The sequence below is a fragment of the Lactobacillus sp. 3B(2020) genome (assembly GCF_013487845.1).
Lineage (GTDB): Bacteria > Bacillota > Bacilli > Lactobacillales > Lactobacillaceae > Limosilactobacillus > Limosilactobacillus alvi.
The window spans coordinates 1,074,866-1,093,268 of the sequence record NZ_CP047410.1 but is presented as its reverse complement, the minus strand read 5'-3'; the positions used below and the strand labels follow the sequence as shown (position 1 = coordinate 1,093,268).

Annotated in this window: 12 protein-coding genes; 8 read left to right on the top strand and 4 right to left on the bottom strand. The window is 40.7% G+C overall.

Annotation, left to right across the window (positions count from 1 at the left end; genetic code table 11):
* Positions 1 to 138 precede the first annotated feature (138 nt).
* The 5 genes from GTO83_RS05390 to GTO83_RS05370 all read left to right on the top strand — a co-directional run bounded on the left by GTO83_RS05390 (position 139) and on the right by GTO83_RS05370 (position 9,484).
* On the top strand, positions 139 to 1,116 hold the full coding sequence (locus GTO83_RS05390) for a hypothetical protein (RefSeq protein ID WP_180869485.1): 978 nt from the start codon (positions 139 to 141) through the stop codon (positions 1,114 to 1,116).
* The gene (locus tag GTO83_RS05385; RefSeq protein ID WP_180869483.1) at positions 1,116 to 1,544 is read left to right on the top strand and encodes a hypothetical protein; all 429 of its coding nucleotides are present in this window, start codon (positions 1,116 to 1,118) and stop codon (positions 1,542 to 1,544) included. Before GTO83_RS05390 ends, GTO83_RS05385 begins: the two co-directional genes overlap by 1 nt.
* A 263-nt stretch (positions 1,545 to 1,807) precedes the next feature.
* Positions 1,808 to 2,161, top strand: coding sequence for a hypothetical protein (locus GTO83_RS05380; protein WP_180869482.1), 354 nt, complete (start codon positions 1,808 to 1,810; stop codon positions 2,159 to 2,161).
* 372 nt (positions 2,162 to 2,533) lie between these two features.
* Positions 2,534 to 3,199, top strand: coding sequence for a 3,4-dihydroxy-2-butanone-4-phosphate synthase (gene ribB, locus GTO83_RS05375; protein WP_180869480.1), 666 nt, complete (start codon positions 2,534 to 2,536; stop codon positions 3,197 to 3,199).
* Between the two features lie 444 nt (positions 3,200 to 3,643).
* Positions 3,644 to 9,484: an LPXTG cell wall anchor domain-containing protein gene (locus GTO83_RS05370; RefSeq protein ID WP_180869479.1), complete on the top strand. Its 5,841-nt coding sequence runs from the start codon at positions 3,644 to 3,646 to the stop codon at positions 9,482 to 9,484.
* A gap of 144 nt (positions 9,485 to 9,628) precedes the next feature.
* Here GTO83_RS05370 and GTO83_RS05365 read toward each other — a convergent pair whose 3' ends face one another.
* Both GTO83_RS05365 and GTO83_RS05360 read right to left on the bottom strand, forming a co-directional pair.
* Positions 9,629 to 10,147 (bottom strand): VanZ family protein, encoded by a 519-nt coding sequence (locus GTO83_RS05365; protein WP_180869477.1) that lies wholly within the window; start codon positions 10,145 to 10,147, stop codon positions 9,629 to 9,631.
* Between the two features lie 485 nt (positions 10,148 to 10,632).
* On the bottom strand, positions 10,633 to 11,136 hold the full coding sequence (locus tag GTO83_RS05360; protein WP_180869476.1) for a hypothetical protein: 504 nt from the start codon (positions 11,134 to 11,136) through the stop codon (positions 10,633 to 10,635).
* A 548-nt stretch (positions 11,137 to 11,684) separates the two neighbouring features.
* On the opposite strand from GTO83_RS05360, the gene GTO83_RS05355 reads away from it, so the two are divergent.
* Both GTO83_RS05355 and GTO83_RS05350 read left to right on the top strand, forming a co-directional pair.
* The gene (locus GTO83_RS05355; RefSeq protein ID WP_180869474.1) at positions 11,685 to 12,308 is read left to right on the top strand and encodes a site-specific integrase; all 624 of its coding nucleotides are present in this window, start codon (positions 11,685 to 11,687) and stop codon (positions 12,306 to 12,308) included.
* 174 nt (positions 12,309 to 12,482) lie between these two features.
* The gene (locus GTO83_RS05350; RefSeq protein WP_180869473.1) at positions 12,483 to 13,532 is read left to right on the top strand and encodes a serine hydrolase; all 1,050 of its coding nucleotides are present in this window, start codon (positions 12,483 to 12,485) and stop codon (positions 13,530 to 13,532) included.
* A 312-nt stretch (positions 13,533 to 13,844) separates the two neighbouring features.
* On the opposite strand, the gene GTO83_RS05345 is transcribed toward GTO83_RS05350, so the two are convergent.
* Both GTO83_RS05345 and GTO83_RS05340 read right to left on the bottom strand, forming a co-directional pair.
* Complete coding sequence (locus GTO83_RS05345; RefSeq protein ID WP_255463193.1) at positions 13,845 to 14,138, bottom strand: enolase C-terminal domain-like protein; 294 nt, start codon at positions 14,136 to 14,138, stop codon at positions 13,845 to 13,847.
* Between the two features lie 402 nt (positions 14,139 to 14,540).
* Entirely contained in the window at positions 14,541 to 15,650 is a 1,110-nt protein-coding gene (locus GTO83_RS05340; RefSeq protein ID WP_180869471.1) for a hypothetical protein, read from the bottom strand.
* A gap of 166 nt (positions 15,651 to 15,816) precedes the next feature.
* Between GTO83_RS05340 and glyA the strand changes: the two genes are divergently transcribed.
* Positions 15,817 to 17,052 (top strand): serine hydroxymethyltransferase, encoded by a 1,236-nt coding sequence (gene glyA / locus GTO83_RS05335; RefSeq protein ID WP_180869469.1) that lies wholly within the window; start codon positions 15,817 to 15,819, stop codon positions 17,050 to 17,052.
* Positions 17,053 to 18,403 lie beyond the last annotated feature (1,351 nt).

Below are 18,403 nucleotides of genomic sequence, written 5' to 3'. Positions count from 1 at the left end.
TGGGACAGATTATTCTTTGCCCACGCTTATCCTCAAAGCCGTAATCTTCGAAATGAGTTTCGGTATAACATGCAGAAATAAAAAAGGGTTGCGTTTTTCCAACCCTTTTAATACATATTAAGCTAGAGGAGGTTTCACATGGTTACCAAGTTTAATCTTGATTCAGCAAAAGTTCAGGCCGCCCGGGAAGAAGAGTTTCAAAACGTCTTCGATTTTCCTGATTTCATTGAAATGCGGCCGATCTTAAGAGAAGCGGTGCGCGAGGTAGCGAAGGAAAGTTTTGCGGGGAAGACCCAGGTTCTTCCGGTTCAAATTGAACGAATGACTACTGCCTTGGAAGAACAACTAGAACGCGAAACCCGGAAATATGAGCATCAAGGTGGAGTGTATCCCAACCAGACTAAAGAAAAGGCAGAGCTGATTCGGTTGTTTACCCATGTTTTGCAAGTTATTAGCAAACGTGAAGTAATCGATGAGGAAATTGAAGATATTATCTATGCCGTTAACCAAACCCGGTTAAGCTTGATCCACCTCCCAAGTCTTGAAGGGACAGGAAAACTGTATGCTGATGATCGAGACGAAGAACTTTTACCTGGAACTTTCTATTATCTAGTGGCACAACAGTTGGTTCAACCATACTTGATCGATCCCCAAGGCCCCTTTGCGCCAACGAATGTAACCAAAGAAGGTCGGCACCTGGTCTTAAAATTAACCACTTATGCTTTCCGGGACTGGGATAGTTATCTAACTCATCAATATGACGAAGAACACGCCCTTGCGAATGAACGGGGATTAAACCGAAAAGAGTATTATGATCGAATGGAGGAACTGGAATTAAAGTACGCTGATCATAAGTATGCCGAAGTCCTAGCCGATTTATTTACAGCAGTGAGTCGATTTTTAGAGCCTGATGCTGGTAAAGAGATTGGCATTATGACGACTGATTTAAGCTCACTTTTTACCAAGCAACCATTACTGCGGCTTAAATTTCAACAGGCGGTCAAAGATGCTTTCCAGTTAGATGAAAACGGCCGTGAACACGTTATGGACGCAGTTTTAGCTGATATTCACCATAAGTATGATTTTTACCGGGCCAATTTTACGGAGGAAGATTAATGCCATTAGAAATTACCCCTGAGATGAAAATGGGGATGCAAGAATTTGAAAATACCATGTTTATGTTAAAGGTCGCTCCAAACAAGGGAAACATTGACCGCTTTGCTTTGCAAGGAAACTTGACCCCAGAACCACTGGACGATCTGGCCTGGTTTTTGCCGGCTTACTTAGCTGAGGATTTTAATCTCTTCTTTATCTTTGCCCCAAACGTTAATGGTCACTGGGCAATCTCTTGTTCCCAAGTAACGATTCAAAACGGAAACGAAATTACTAAGATGAGTGAAACGGTCCCAACGGGGATGGGGTTAAATGCGGTAAATGAGCTTAATCCGGCTTCGGCAATTGAATTAGTTGCTTATTTGAAAACGCTTGAAAGTGATGGTTTAGGTTTCTTTGATGAAGAAATTGGTAAAGACCCAGCGGAATAAATCAACTTAAGAAAATTGGTGAAGCTTGAATAAAAAGGAATAATCCGTTTATTTAGTTTTGACTGATTATTCCAAAACAGGAAAGCGCTTGAGTTACTTTTTTCAATGGGGCTTGCTACAATATGATTGTAGTAAGCTTTTCTTACTCTTAGGCTTACTGGGGAAATCATTTGGATTCTTATAAGCATAAACCCGGGTATGAAAATGATTACCCGGGTTTGTTATGTGGTCTTATTTATCAAAAAATTTTGGGGTGATATAAGATGGCTTGGTCAGACAATGATATTTATGGTGCTTCTAAATACTGGATTGAACGTTTTTGTGATCGTTATGGGATTTCCGCAAACTTTTATCAAGCAGATCACGTTTTACGGGTTGATTTTCCTGCTCCTAACGGGGGAGTCCACAAAATTTATTTAGATGACGAGTTAATGCAACTGCAAATGAACCGGGTGGAACGCCAAGAAGCGCTAGCAATTCTTGAATCCTGGTTAATTTTGGCGATCGCAAGCATAGATCCAATTCAAGCTAAAAAGTGGGACCAAGCTGATTATCAATATTTCAACGGCATGTCACAAGCGATTAAACGGTTTCGTCTGTACGATCGAAAGGATTAATTTCGTTAGGGCAAGTTATATGCCTTTCAAAATCATTATGCAACAGCTACGGAATCATCTCTGCTGGGGCTATTTACATCATGCAAGTCCAGGAGTATAGGTCAATTGGGAAAAAGAAATTTAAAGACGAACGTTAATTAATGAACGAAACTTAAATCTGTCAATCGATGAAAAACGAACAATAAATCTTAAAGTCTGAAAGCGATTTCTCATAAAAATATCTGAATGATGAATTTGGTTTTTATCAAATAAGGGATAATTTACGAACAATATTAGATATTGTATTTACAAAGATCGGATAATTCCGTATACTAACCCCATGATTTGCAAATCGTTGTTGTCATTTAAGTGAATGAGAGAAAGGACTTTAACATGTCAAGCAAGTTTAACACGGTTGAAGAAGCATTAGAAACATTAGTTAACGGCGGATTTATTATTCTTTCTGACAACGAAGATCGGGAAAACGAAGGCGATTTAGTGGCCTTAGCTGACAAGATTAAGCCAGAAGTGGTTTACCAAATGTTAAAAGAGGCTAACGGATTAATGTGTGTTCCATTAACGATTGAACGGGCCAAGCAACTTGGCTTTACCAAGATGGTCGAAAATAGTACTGATCCAAACGGCACGCTATTTATGACCACCTGTGATGGGACGCTTGCAGCTACGGGAGTTACTACTGGGGTTTCGGCTTTTGATCGCGCAGCAACAATTCAACACATTGCCAATCCTGAAGCCAAAGCAAGCGACTTTAATCATCCGGGGCATATTCAACCACTTTATGCGCAAGACGGAGGCCTTCGTAAGCGAATCGGGCACACTGAAGCTTCCGTAGATCTCGCTTACTTGGCAGGAGCGCAACCAGTTACCGTTATTATTGAAGTCTTGAAAGATGACGGTAAGATGGCACGGCGAGATGATCTTTTTAAAGTTGCTGAACGGTTAGACGTCCCATACATCACGATCCAACAAATTTTAGATTACATGGACGAACACCACATCAAACAAGCACAGGATGTGCAAATTGCTGTTGAAGCATAAACATTAAGTTTAATCCAAAACCACTAGCTAGTCATGATGATGAATGAGCTAGTGGTTTTTTGTGGATATTTTCTGTAAGATGATTGGACGATTCTCTAAGCTCGATCAGTGGTTAACGCCCAATGAGATCCTGTCTATCACTTGCAAAAAAATTATAAAATGGGCAATAACATGATCGAGTGATTAGATAGTTTGGCTAAAAAATTGAAGAATCAATGATCATAAATAATAAAATCTAATTTTATGTTAATTAACAAATCGTTTGATTTTTAGTTGATAAAAAGCAATTAAGATTAAAAATTATCAATATTTTTAAAAAATACATATAAATGATTGAATAAATTCTTAAAAAAATTTAAATTTAAAAAGTAAGGAACTATTATTAAGGCGATGATAAATCATTGAATATGTTTGTTTTGGTTTATAGATAGATAGGAGATAAATATGCTAGGAAAAAATAATCGGCAGATGTACCAAAACTTACATGCTGATCAACACCAGCATTGGGCTTTGCGGAAATTATCTTTAGGACTTACTTCAGTTTTAGTTTCAGTATCAATTTATGCTGGGACTAACGCAACAAAAGCTGAAGCTGCATCAAATCCTGCAGACAGTACAACTTCAGAAACAGAAATTACTGCCGGAACAGCAAGTACCAGTGGTTCTACAGCTATTTTGAAGACCAGTCAAGGAGGTTCAAGTACAACTTCAACAGCGAATAGCCCAGCTGCTTCAACTGCTAACTCATCAGCTACAGTTGCTAGCAACAATCGTTCGGCTACCGTAGCAAGTCAAGCCACGAGCTCAGCCAATGCGACTAGCCAAAATGCAAATAGTAGTACTAAACAAGCTAGCTCAGCGAGCCAAACCAGCACGACTAACCTTAATGTCGCTGATTTAACTAGTGATCAAGCTAATGCCACAGCTAACTTGACGACTAATCTAGCGGTATCATCAAGTGCTAATACGCCGAATGTAATTACTCCTTCATACCAGGATACAACTTTTACGTTACCGGAAAAGGATAACTCTAATGCGGAGATTAATATTACTAAACCGACTGACTATCCACAAGTTGATTGGATTTCAAATGATTACTGGATTTTTGAAGAAGTCCACGAATGGACCGCTGTTGGTTATCGGCATGATTATTATGTGGCTGTTAAGGCCGATGGTTCTTCGACCCAAACTGGAACCGTTTATCTCTTTGATTCACGGAGCAAGCAGATGACTACCGTTGAAAAGGGACAATTTGTTCAATTAGCCGGTAATGATGGGGACCGTTTCTATAATTCTGGACGGACAATTTCATTCTTAAATATTAATCAAACAAGTGGTAGTTACTATAAGCACTACAACGTTCTTTATTCTCTCTATAATAAATATGCTGATAATGAACAACCTTGGTACAATTCAGTTTCTGAATTCATCCCAATTTTAGGGCCACTCGTTGTCCATTATCAGGATCAAACTACGGGTCAAGAAATTATTAGTAGCACCGAAATCGCAATGATGACTGGAAATTCGTACGATGTTACTAATCCACCAAAGATTGATGGTTATACCTATGTTGGGGTAAAAAATAATACAACTGGCCATATTTCGAATTATAATGATGCCACGGTTGGTCAACAGTGGGATGAACATTTTGGTTTTTCACAACTAAGTAAGAATAGCTATGATGTCTACACAACCTATACTTATGAAGGAAAGAATACCGAAGGCGTTGGCAAATTCAAACTTGAAACTTACGTAGATGGATTGATTTATCATACGGATGAAATGGATTCCATGAACCCGGTAAGAATTATGTTACCGGATGGTGGTTACATTGATTTGGCGAACCCTTTGCTTCAAGGTGAAAATGATGTGACCTTCCTGTATAAGAAGAATCCTGATGATGTCGAAACTACGACTGAATCAAAGACTGTTAAACGGACCATCGAGTACATTGATAAGACGACTGGCGAAGCTATTCCAAGCAATTTAGCTAAACCGGTTGAACAAGACGTAACTTTGACCCGGACTAAGTCAACTAACAAGACGACTGGTAAAGTTACCTACGGCGATTGGACAGTTGCATCAGGTAGCTGGGACAAGGTTGTATCACCGGACTTGACTAACTATGGCTACACCGCTCCCGATAAAGCTTCTGTTGCAGCGGTAACGGTTGACGGCAATACCGAAAACAGCGATGTGAAGGTTTACTATGGCCACGCAACAACTACGATAACGCCGGACAACCCACAAAAGCCAGATACGCCAATCAATCCTAATGATCCGGACAGTCCGAAGTACACTAAGGATCAAACTGATGTAACCCGGGACGCTAGTCAAACCATTCACTACACTGGTGCTGGTGACAAGACGCCTAGCGATAACGTTCAAACGCAAAAGGACGCCTTCACGAGAACTGTGACGATCGACAAGGTAACTGGCAAGACCATTTCGACTACTCCTTGGACTGGCTCCAAGACCTTTGATCAAGTAACTTCACCAGCTGTTGCTGACTACCATGCAGACAAGAAGGTAGCTGGCGTTTTGACGGCAACACCAGCTAATCCAAACGTTAGAGATACGGTAACTTACACTAAAGATAGCGACGATGTAGAAAATACTACTGAGAGTAAAGAAGTAACTCGGACAATCAACTATGTTGATAAAAAGACGGGGAAGGCAATTCCAAGCTCCTTGGCAGCTACTGTCAAGCAAGTGGTAACTTTGACCCGGACTAAGTCAACTAACAAGACGACTGGTAAAGTTACCTACGGCGACTGGACGGTTAAATCAGGTAGCTGGAATGAAGTAGTGTCACCGGACTTGACTAACTTCGGCTACACTGCTCCAGATAAAGCTTCTGTTGTAGCAGTAACGGTTGATGGCAGTACCGAAAACAGCGATGTTACGGTTTACTATGACCATGCAACAACTACGATAACGCCGGACAACCCACAAAAGCCAGATACGCCAATCAACCCTAATGATCCAAATAGTCCGAAGTACACCGAAGATCAAACTGATGTAACTAAGGATGCTAGTCAAACCATTCACTACAAGGGCGCTGGTGACAAAACGCCTAGCGATAACGTTCAAACTCAAAAGAATGCCTTCACGAGAACTGTGACAGTTGACAAGGTAACTGGCGAAGCGATTTCAAGTACGCCTTGGACTGGTACGAAGACTTTCGGCACCGTTGATACACCAGTAGTTGATGGTTATCACGCAGACAAGAAGGTAGCCGGTGGTTTAACGGCAACGCCAGATAATCCAAATGTAAGTGATACGGTAACGTATGCAGCTAACGGCAAGATTATTCCGGTTGACCCTGACGGCAACAAGATTCCAAACGTACCAAATCCAACTTACCCAACTGATCCAACCGACCCAACCAAGGTAGTGCCAGACGAACCAGTTCCTGATATTCCTGGTTACACGCCAGAAACGCCAACAGTTACGCCAAGTGACCCGGGTAAGAACACGCCAGTGGTCTATAACAAGAAAGATGCTTCCTTAATCGTTAAGTACGTTGACCAAGACAGCAATAATGCGGTTCTAGAAACTAAGGACTTGTCAGGTAAATTCGGCGACAAGATCACCTATACGACTGCTGACACGATCAAGTCTTTGGAAGCTAAGGGTTATGTCTTAGTCTCAGATGGCTACACTGGCAAAGTTGGCTCAGAATTTGACAATACCAACAATGGCCAGACATACGTTGTCGTATTTAAGCATGGCACTACCACGGTAACGCCAGACACCCCACAAAAGCCAGATACGCCAATCAACCCTAATGATCCAAATAGTCCGAAGTACACCGAAGATCAAACGGACGTAACTAAGGATGCCAGTCAAACCGTTCACTACACGGGTGCCGGTGATAAGACGCCTAGCGACAAGGTCCAAACGCAAAAGAATGCCTTTACGCGGACGGTTACGATTGACAAGGTAACTGGCAAGACTGTTTCAGCTACGCCTTGGACAGGCTCTAAGACCTTTGGTACTGAAACTACACCTGTTGTTGATGGCTACCACGCCGATAAGAAGGTAGCGGGTGGTTTGACGGCCACGCCTGAAAATCCTAATGTTGAGGATACGGTAACGTATGCTGCTAACGGCAAGATTATTCCTGTTGATCCTAATGGTAATAAGATTCCAGATGTGCTAAATCCAACGTATCCGACTGATCCAACGGATCCAACCAAGGTAACGCCTGACGAACCGGTACCGGACATTCCAGGCTACACACCAGAAGTACCAACAGTAACTCCAAGTGATCCAGGCAAAGATACGCCGGTAGTTTACTATACAAGTCCGGCCGCAATCGTAAACTTTATTGATGAAGACTATGTCAATGCTCAAGGTAAGAAAGTACCAACTCAAATTGGCACGTCTGGTGGCTTGACTGGTAAGATTGGCGAAACCATTATTTATAGTGGTTATGATGCCAAACTGCAAAGTTATCTGGATAAAGGGTATGTCCTTGATAAGTCTGAATATCCAACTAAGGATGTTTATGATAATGATGACAAGACTTTACAAACTTTCAATGTTTACCTAAAGCATGGCACAACGACGGTAACGCCGGATAATCCAAAGAACCCTAATACGCCAATTAATCCTAAGGATCCAGATGGGCCTAAGTACACTGAAGACCAAACTAAGGTTAAGATCCCTTCAACGCAAACCATTACTTACACTGGCGCTGGCGACAAGACGCCGGCTAAGGATGTCCAAACGGGTGAGTTTGATCGGACCGTCACGATTGACAAGGTAACCGGGAAAACGATCTCATCCACTCCTTGGACTTACACGGTTAATGGTAAGACGACCACTGGTGAAAGCTTGACTTACGGAACAAAGGATACCCCAGTCGTTGACGGTTACCATGCCGGCAAGAAGGTAGCGGGTGGTTTGACGGCCACGCCTGAAAATCCTAATGTTGAGGATACGGTAACGTATGCTGCTAACGGCAAGATTATTCCAGTTGATCCTAATGGTAACAAGATTCCGGATGCGCCAACGCCAACTTACCCAACGGATCCAACCGACCCAACCAAGGTAGTGCCAGACGAACCAGTGCCTGATATTCCTGGCTACACGCCGGAAACGCCAACGGTAACGCCAGAAAACCCAGGCAAGAACACTAATGTTCCTTACACCAAGAACCCAACTACGCCAACTGAGGATAAGAGTTCATTCAAGGTTGTCTACGTTGACCAAAGCGATGATGGTGCAGTTTTGAAGACCGACTCTGAAAGCGGCAAGTATGGCGACCAGATCACCTACACGACTGCTGACACGATCAAGTCATTGGAAGACAAGGGCTACGTCTTAGTATCAGATGGCTTTACTGGTAAAGCCGGTTCAGAATTTAGCGATTCCAACAACGGCAAGACCTACACCGTTGTCCTCAAGCATGGCACTACAACGGTAACGCCATCCAACCCTCAAACACCTGTTCAACCAATCAATCCTAATGATCCAAACGGACCAAAGTACACTAAGGATCAAACGGACGTCACCCGGGACGCTACCCAAACGATTACCTACCACTACAGTGATGGTAGTCAACCAGATACGCAAACGACATCAACGGAAAAGAATGCCTTTACCCGGACCGTCACGGTTGATAAGGTAACTGGAAAGACGATTAGTACAACACCATGGACAGGTTCACACACCTTTGGTAAGGTTGATACGCCAGTTATTCAAGGCTACCACGCTGATAAGAAGACAGCCGGGGGCTTGACCGCTACACCTGATCACCCAGACGTTACGGACCAAGTAGTCTACACGCCAAATGGTAAGATTATTCCGGTCGATCCAAACGGTAATATGATTCCTAATGTGCCAACGCCAACCTACCCAACGGATCCAACAGATCCAACCAAGGTGGTGCCAGACGAACCGGTTCCAACGATTCCAGGCTACACACCAACTGTTAAGACGGTAACACCAACTAATCCTGGTGAAGATACGCCAGTCGTATACGTTCAGAAGGTTACCCCATCTGAACCGGTAACGCCAACTACGCCAAAGAATCCAACCAGTCCTACTAATCCATCAGCCCCAGTCGCAGAAATGCCTGCTAAGCCGAACAACCAAACGGGGCAAGTTACTACTACGCCTGAAACTGAGGAACAAACTACTAAGCAAGCATCCCCAGCACCAGCAAAGAAGTTACCACAAACTGGTAATGAAACTGCCAGTGGTTTAGTAGCAGCCGGCTTGGTTGGCTTACTTGGGAGCTTAGGCTTAGGTTTAAAGAAGAAGCGGGAGCATTAAGATTAGACCGTTAATTCTAAATTAAAAAAGTAAATACGGTTAGTTACTCGCGAGAGTGGCTAACCGTATTTTTTACCTAAATGTTTACATAATTTTTTGAGAGTAAATTAAAATCACCGGTTGTTAAAACAGGTGATGAGTTTATCAGTTAAATGCAAATCGCTGCCAAAGTTTCGGATTGATTCGGATTATCGAACTGATAACAAAGAAACCAAGCATGCAACCAAGCCAATTAGAAATAATGTCGTTAATGTCAACGATTCTTTCAATTTGGCAGAAATAGTCAGCTACAAACTGACCGCTCTCGATTAAAATTCCTGGAATTATAGATAATAATCCAGCCTCTAAAAGATTTATTCGTTGAAAAACTAAAGCGAAGAACGCCCCTGCTGGGACGGTAAGGATAATGTTTTCCAAGGTATCAATTCGGAGATTTAAAGTGGGCCAAATATTGATCGGAACGTTATGGAATGATCGGAATATTACGAATGGGTTACCAAAGCTCGGCCGAAAACATAAGAAGAAAAGAAACATTAAGTATAACCAAAAACCAGTCAATACCAGTCGCTGCATGAATTGCCACTGGATTTCATTTAAGAAAAAGTGGCCTAAAATGAAAGTAGTTGTTTCTAAAAGCAGTAACGGAATCCAATTTACCATCATTCGCTCCCCCCTTATTAAGATTTAACTATTGATTTTAAAGTGTAAAAATGATTATTATATGAAGATCATGCAAAAGAAAATCAAAAGGTAATAAAAAAGGGGACCCAGAGAAAGCAGATACGGGTCCCACAAAAAAGGTAGTAATTGTATAGATAATTACTACAATATTATTATATATCGATCATTAATTTAATTCAATCATACTATTTTTTTAGTAACCGATATTTATGAATATTAAAGTGAGTAAATGGATAACTGATGAATTATGAAACTATCGTGTAATAGTAGAAATGTTTGGAAATTCCTGAAGGGAAACGGTTTCGAATTTTCTAAAGCCCCCGAAGCTAGTTCTCATTCCGCCTTAGAAGCTGAGTATTAGATGACGGTTGCTACATATTTGGAAGATTGCCAACTTAGCGGTAATCAAAATTTTTCCGTTTTGAGTGAGAAGCAGAGCTAACAGAATGATAGACACTTTAATTAGTTTACATAATATTATTATTTGAATCCATCTTCCATTGATCAAATGTATCAAGATAAAACGAATCAATTGTTCGATCTTGTTCGCGATAAAAATTGATATTTTCAAGCATAATGTAACCAATTAATGCCCGATGATCATCGACGGGGATTGGTTGACGGTTAGGATTTGGAACCCCTTGGTGCAATCTAATCTTAGTTGGGTAACTTAATTTGTAATCCTTCGTTTGGCAAAGATAATAACCTTTAGAATAGTTTGCCACCCGGGCATCAAATTGGATGACGTCACCAGGGAGCAATTGGCCAAGCTTTAAGAAATTTTTGGTGTAATTAAACCAGAGATGATCAGTAATTAGCTTTCCATCAAGCTTCCTAATTTCGGTTAGTAATAAAGTTGGACTGTAGACGGGATTGAGATGGTGGTAGGCGGTTTTGTAACCCGTGCGCTTGAAAACACCAGTGAAAGTATGACGTTCTAGTTTACCGATTCGCTTAAGTTCATGACGCATTTGATGATTCCCCTTTAAAATTAATAATAACCGAAAAGAAATTTGCGCAAATCATCGTTTTCGACAATTAATATATTAAACAAAAGTACATTTGTTTACAAGTGAATTTAAGAACTGAATGAACGAAAATCAATACGACAGTTAAAACTTACCTAATCAATAGATTTTCATTATATAAAGCGAGAGGGAATAATGACTAATCAAATAAATCTAAGAATATCAATCAAGGTTGGAGTAATTTTTCCAGTCTTAATTTCTAAAATAACTTTACATAATACTTGGAAAGTTAATTATTTTTCAAATTCGACAAATTTGCTCTCATCTGCAAATTAAAGCTTGTTAGTAGGCACTTACCCGTTTGATAACTGCTAAGGGCGAATAATCAAAATTTGGTAAGAATAGCTGTTTTAGGGTAACCTAACGGGTGAAATAATACATTTATTTCACCCGTAAAATGCCTTAAAATCAATAATCCATTTTGACCGAAAAAGTGGTAGGTGATATAATTTGGTAAAACTCAAAAACTTCACCCAAAGGAAATGAATGAAATGCAGCAAATTGTGCTCCCAATTAAAGACACCCAAATGTTAAAACAGGTTCTTGAATGCTTACATGATGATTTTCAGTATGGACCACGAAACTATACAATTTTTCAAGTTGGTAAAGCGACCTTGCTTCGGGTTAGTGATGTCCTAAAATTAAAAAAAGAGGATGTCTATGATGAAAAGGGACGGGTAAAAAAGAATGCTTTTATCATTGATCAAAAAACACAAAAACGGAATACGCTCTATTTAAAACCAGTCGCTAATGATCTTGCAGCCTATCGTCGGTGGTTAGCTGAATTTCAAATTGATCATCCCCGATTAAAGGTTTATCAAAGTGAGTGGCTATTTCCATCCTTTGAGCATCCTGATCGGCCGATTGGCGGTAAACAGTTTTGGCGGATTATGAACCACGTCGGAGACCTGTTAGGGATTAACTACCTTGGAACTCACACAATGCGGAAAACTGGTGCCTACCTTGTTTATGAGCAAACCCACCATAATATTGGTCTTGTAATGAAATTGTTGAATCACTCGAGTGAGGCCATGACACTGGCTTATCTTGGTTTGGATCAAGAAACCCGGGAAACGATGCTTGATCGGATTGATTTTGGTCAATTGAACGTTTAACAGTAAATTTGCGCTCAGCGGTAATTTAAGATCACTTACTAAGGTAAATGGTCATTAGTTTCAGCTAAGATACAATTAAAGATATTAATATTATGTAAAATAAAAAAACAACTCATTTGCATTTAGCAATTGATATGTTATTTTATTGTTTGATTAAGTTTTCTGTGAGGAATCATGATGTTTCGAAAATGGCAAATTTTGATTATGGTCTTGAGTATCCTTTTGGGGCTCAACTTTTGGTGCCCGAAGTCAGGCCGGGCGGATGCACTTCAGCCATTAGCAATTAATCAAATAAAGCAAACCTTAAAACTGCATCACGCCAATGCTTTAGTCCTAGTTAACGGAAAACAAGCTGATTCACCCGAAATTATTCAGAACCGTTTAGTTCCTGGCAATTCAGCGCTGGCAATTCACGCCAATCGGTTTTTTCCGATTGCTTCATTACAAAAACCATTAACCGGACTCCTAATGATTCAAGCAATTAATAATCATCAGGTCAAAGAAAATAGTAAACTTGATAGATTTTTTCCTAATATTTCAAAAAGTCGCCAAATTACGGTGAGCCAACTTTTAACCCAAACTAGTGGCGTCGTGGACTTAGGGGATAGTTCAAAAGTTCCGTTAACTAACGAACGAGCACAACTAATGTATACCCTTAGTCACCTTAAAGTTACTAATTATCATCAATGGCACTATGCAAACAGTAACTTCACTTTATTGGCTGCAATCTTAATGCGGTTGGATCATCAATCATATAATCACTTGCTGCAAACAAAGCTAATTAAGCCGGCCCAATTAAGTGGTCAAATTGAAAGTTACCAGGTGGTCAAAAGGGGCCAAGTTGTGGAAAGTATGGGGTTAAAAAACCGTTCTTGGCCAGCTTTAACCCGGAGTATGTCAGCAGGTTTAGGATCTTGTGATTTTCTTGCAACACCGAATGGATATTGGAAACTACTCCAGAATGATCTATTTGGTCAACCTAATATTCTGAAAACAATTTTGAAGCACCGATTACCGGGAAATCAGGAAAATTATTTTGCCGGTTTTTATTTAAAACCGACGATTATGCATGCTGATGGGGCTTTTGATGGTTATACAGCAACCTTCTTTATTAATTACAACACTCATCAGACCCTGCTGATTTTTTGTAATAATTTAAATTTTCAAAACTTTAGGGCGATGAGTTTTGAACTTTATCGGGATTATTTTGGCCATGAATACTAAAAACGAGAGGTTGGGGAAAAAGCTCCTTGACGGCCTGGTTGGGATAAGAAGGACGAAGGTTGATTCATTAGAATCGACCTTTCGTTCGCGCTTATCCGCTAAGGCCGTGATTTGGAGCGAACCAGCCAACTGGTTTGGCGTTTGTGAGCCCATGCAAGGCTGAATCGGTTGGTGCGACCGCCAGGGAAGCAACTGCCATTCAGCTACTGCTTGGACCTTAGTTACTGAGTAACCTTCGGGGGGTGAAAGAGGGGCTGGGAAGAAACGCACGTTTCTTCCCAGCCCCTCTCTTTTAGATTAAGCGTTGTTGCACTACTCAACCACTAACATCTCAGCACTTTCCATCGCTTTTTCACTTAATTCTTGGCCGATTCCTGGTCGGTTAGAGACTTGATAATAACCGTCAGCTGGTTGGTAATGAAACTTACTGGAATGATAATTGTCGGGTTTAAGGTTAATTTCATGCCCTTCGTGAATCAAAAAGTTACTGATGGCGGCTTCGACTTGGAGAGTAGCGGCCGTTGCAATTGGTCCCCCGCAAGTATGGAATTGAACCCCGATCCCGTAAGTACTTGCGAGATTAGCAATTTTAACTACTTCAGAAATTGAGACCAGAAGTACTAGCCCAAGTTAGAATCCGAAGTGAAGAATATAAACGTTGCCTGGTCCGTTTTCTGTAATCTTGATTAATTTAAACAAAAAACCTTGATGGAGATTAGGCAGCCACTCCATCAAGGTTCCGGTTAGGCGTCACCAAGCTTTCGTCAGGGCAAGCTGATGACATAATCATTTTTAATAAGTCAATTATAATACTAAGTCAACTGATCAACAAGACCTTCTTATAAGCTGGAAAACCCAAGTTAACCAAAAGATTAGCTTGGATTCCACTGTGATTATCTTCGGAGGCCTAGCCAAAAGCTATTATGTTTCGGGCAGTTTACATCCCACACCTCCGATTACTTCAATCGTAGTCTTTCACTTAAAAAAGGTCAAATATTCGGGACTCACTTAATCATCTTTAGTGTTCGTTTCACCGTAGGACTTAATTAACTTTTGTAACTTTTTTGCAGTGCTAGCAGACCGGAAATGATACTGATTACTTGCGGAATCATCTTCTAAGGCCTTCCAGAACTTATCAGGTTCAAACGATTGGGCTAAAGCGTTTAATAAGAGACTCAAGTTTTTAATTTGCCGCCGAGTTTGCCGATTTTCTTGAAAAGTTGCCGTAAATTCGTCCACATCCAAATCGTCTAGGCCAACAAACTCTAAAACATGGAGATAATCTTGAAGGACAGCGCCATCATAACGTTTAAGGAGCTGATTAACATTTTTTTGCTCTTTTAAGGCATCGATCAGGTAACTCGCAGCGCCAAAAACCAATGCGGGATCATACTTACTTAAATCGATTCCTGGCAATTCATCATCGGTAGCTGTATCAACCTTTAAATCGGCCTGAGTCGGTAATTGAGCAAAGTGCTGATCAAGGGCTCGGTAAGTCGGGCTTTGTTGCGAAACCTTTTGGGCTTGCTTGACTACTTGATTAACGACTTGTGTTGGTTGAGGGGCAACGAGCCGAGCGACTTCTGAAGGGGAAAGGGCCGGCTGATTCGTTTGACCATTCCATATCGTAATTGTTCCATCGTTAAACTGAGCTTTTAATTGTTCGTTATTAACGATCCAACGTAAACTCTCTTCAGCCGCACCAAGCTCTTTCCAGCGGGAAAGTCGGTCATTAACGGTATTAACGAAGGTTTTTTGACTGTTGCTCCAGTATTTTCGCGGTTGACCTTTCCGATCCAAAACGATTAGGTAAGGGGTTTTGCGGAACATTTTTGGATGGGTTGCTAAGGGGGGAGTAGCTTCCTTAGACACTTTTTTAACCTGTCGAACTTGGTAAGTAATCTTTTGTTTTTGACCGTTGGCGAGATTTAAAATTTCAAAGCGATCATTACTCTTATTCCCAAAAAGGGTTGGATATTTCGCCTTTAATTGCTTAAAATTAATGTCTTTTGGTGAATCCCAGGTATATTTTCGTTTACCATTACCTGTAAAACCGGGATTTGCCCAGTAGGAGGTCTTGCCACTTGATTTGGCTGTGTAGATCAAGGCATAAGCCATTTATTATCAATCCTTTTTTTATTTTTAATAACAGAATACCGCAAAAAACGAAATCTGTTAAATTTGATTTTAATTGAGGAACCGCTATCATTTTAAAAGCATTTTTGGCCTCGATCTGGTAAAATGTTTTTAATTGTTAGTCGCCCAAAACGAGGAGGAATTAAGAATGCAATATACTACCAAGTCACCAGCGCTTTGGACTGCAATCAAACACGAAGAAAATCGGCAACAAACCACCATCGAACTGATCGCTTCGGAAAATATTGTTTCCGATGCGGTTCGCGAAGCCCAGGGTTCAGTACTCACCAACAAGTATGCTGAAGGTTACCCCCAAAAGCGATATTATGGGGGATGTGAGTACATTGACCAAGTTGAACAACTGGCGATTGATTACGCCAAGAAACTTTTTGGGGCGGCCTATGTAAATGTTCAACCACATTCCGGCTCCCAAGCTAATATGGCCGTTTATCAGGCGCTCTTAAAGCCTGGAGATGTCATTTTAGGGATGGGGATGGATGCTGGTGGCCACTTGACTCACGGGGCCAAGGTAAACTTCTCCGGGCAAAATTATCAAGCATATGGCTATGCGCTTAATCCAGAAACCGAAGAGCTTGATTATGAGGCAATTCGCCAACAAGCGCTTGAGGTTAAACCTAAGTTGATTATTGCGGGAGCCTCAGCCTACAGTAAGATCATTGATTGGCAGAAGTTCCGAAAAATCGCTGATGAAGTAGGGGCTTATTTGATGGTTGATATGGCCCACATTGCAGGCTTGGTTGCTACGGGAGCTCATCCAAGCCCAATTCCGGTCGCTGATGTCGTGACGACAACCACTCACAAGACCTTGCGAGGACCGCGTGGGGGGATGATTCTCTCCAATAATCCAGAACTTGGGAAGAAATTGAACTTTGCCCTTTTCCCAGGAACACAAGGTGGACCACTTGAACACGTAATTGCTGGGAAAGCACAAGCTTTTTATGAAGATCTTCAACCAGCATTTAAGACTTACATCGATCAGGTCGTCAAAAATGCGGCTGCAATGGCCGAAGTCTTCAACACTTCGGATCTTGTTCGGGTGGTTTCTGGAGGAACGGAAAACCATTTACTGAACCTTGATTTAACTAAAACGGGCTTAACAGGAAAAGATGCCCAAGCCTTACTCGATTCAGTTCATATCACGACGAATAAGGAGTCTATTCCAAATGATCCACGGAGTCCCTTTGTGACAAGTGGCTTGCGGATTGGAACCCCAGCAATTACCAGTCGGGGATTTGACGAAGCTGACGCAAAGGTAGTAGCTAACTTAATTTTGCAAGCTTTAGCTAATCCAACTGATGAGAAGGCTTTAGCTGAGGTTCAAGCAGGGGTTGAAGAACTAGTTCAAAAGCATGTAATTTACTAAAGCGCGATTAAACTGAGAAGGATTCAGTTTCTTCTCAGTTTTTTAGCCAAAGATAGTTAACATAATATTATAGACGTAAAGAAAGACGGCTTTAGAAATTCTAATAATTAAGTCAACTGGGTGGACGGGAGAATTAGTTCTTAAGAACGTGCTTCAAGCGCGTCATCAAACAATTGCCTATGTTCAGAGCTCAGGGAAATTTATGGGAACCATTAAAACCAGTAAGTTGGATCAAGCAAGTCAATGCGGTCGTTGCGACTCTTGGAACTTGTTAAGAAATATCATCCATCTTCTTATTCAATGGGCCCTCCCCCGGATTGTGAAAGTTATGAACAGGGGAGAGGTGAAACGGATCATCACCTTCTCGGCTTTGGGGGATGGCAATAGTCGCAAACTGGTCCTCTTTCCATATACAATCTCAATTAACTGGTCCTTAAAGCTAATTTTAAAGATCGTCAGCTTGGAGAAAGCGTCCCAACTAACGGTAAGACAACAATTCATTCAGGACTACTGGTTAATCGTCAGACTAAAATTCACCAAGTCAGCAATTTCTGGAACAAGCAACATAAATTTCACAGATCCCAGCAACAAGTCAAAATGACATGGTAAGCCTAATTGTAGCCAATCTAAGTAAAAACATCTCAGCAAGCATGGTGTTTACAAAATGGAAATGATAATTATTTGAAGTAAATATCTGGAGCGAGCGAAATGAGCGATGAATCAGCTGGAGAAAACTTAGCAACCAAATTTTACTGTAGTTACCAGAATGTTTTTTAATTGAGGTGACTACTTTTTCGTTTGAGCAACCTGTCATTAAAATTATAGTTTTAATGCAAAACAATCTAGTGAAAATGGGGTACCCGCGTTAATCATCTTTAGATTTGAAGCTTTTGTTGTTTACTTTATAACGATTACTTGTTCTTGCTGATAAACTCCCTCATCTCGTTGTGGTTACAAAAATTGATCTCCACAAACTTTTAGCGATCAAAAGAAGCTTTAAATTTAACTGACGTATCATGATCTTGGATGATCCGAACTTGTTGATCGTTACCAGCATCCTCAACAATTGAAATTATGTCAATCAATTATTTTACTAGTAATTGGTATATATTTTGTGATTTCAGTAATATTTACTAATTACGCTAGAATGTTTACTTTTAAGATAAAATGAGACATATTTTCCTTGTTTAGTAATTATTTCTGTTTGTAACTTGTCATTTTATGTTTATCTCCTAAATTAGCAGATGCAATTCCGATTACCTTTTGGTCGTTCTTTTGGAGCATATGCTTCCCTCTTAGCACGTGATCTTAAGCGTTTAAGAGTATTTCACAATGAGTTATTGATAATACC

Bases quoted from the DNA above. Each gene is read 5' to 3' on its own strand.
- GTO83_RS05385 (WP_180869483.1), top strand. From the start codon at position 1,116: ATGCCATTAGAAATTACCCCTGAGATGAAAATGGGGATGCAAGAATTT.
- ribB (WP_180869480.1), top strand. From the start codon at position 2,534: ATGTCAAGCAAGTTTAACACGGTTGAAGAAGCATTAGAAACATTAGTT.
- GTO83_RS05370 (WP_180869479.1), top strand. From the start codon at position 3,644: ATGCTAGGAAAAAATAATCGGCAGATGTACCAAAACTTACATGCTGAT.
- GTO83_RS05355 (WP_180869474.1), top strand. From the start codon at position 11,685: ATGCAGCAAATTGTGCTCCCAATTAAAGACACCCAAATGTTAAAACAG.
- glyA (WP_180869469.1), top strand. From the start codon at position 15,817: ATGCAATATACTACCAAGTCACCAGCGCTTTGGACTGCAATCAAACAC.
- GTO83_RS05390 (WP_180869485.1), top strand. From the start codon at position 139: ATGGTTACCAAGTTTAATCTTGATTCAGCAAAAGTTCAGGCCGCCCGG.
- GTO83_RS05340 (WP_180869471.1), bottom strand. From the start codon at position 15,650: ATGGCTTATGCCTTGATCTACACAGCCAAATCAAGTGGCAAGACCTCC.
- GTO83_RS05360 (WP_180869476.1), bottom strand. From the start codon at position 11,136: ATGCGTCATGAACTTAAGCGAATCGGTAAACTAGAACGTCATACTTTC.
- GTO83_RS05380 (WP_180869482.1), top strand. From the start codon at position 1,808: ATGGCTTGGTCAGACAATGATATTTATGGTGCTTCTAAATACTGGATT.
- GTO83_RS05365 (WP_180869477.1), bottom strand. From the start codon at position 10,147: ATGATGGTAAATTGGATTCCGTTACTGCTTTTAGAAACAACTACTTTC.
- GTO83_RS05350 (WP_180869473.1), top strand. From the start codon at position 12,483: ATGATGTTTCGAAAATGGCAAATTTTGATTATGGTCTTGAGTATCCTT.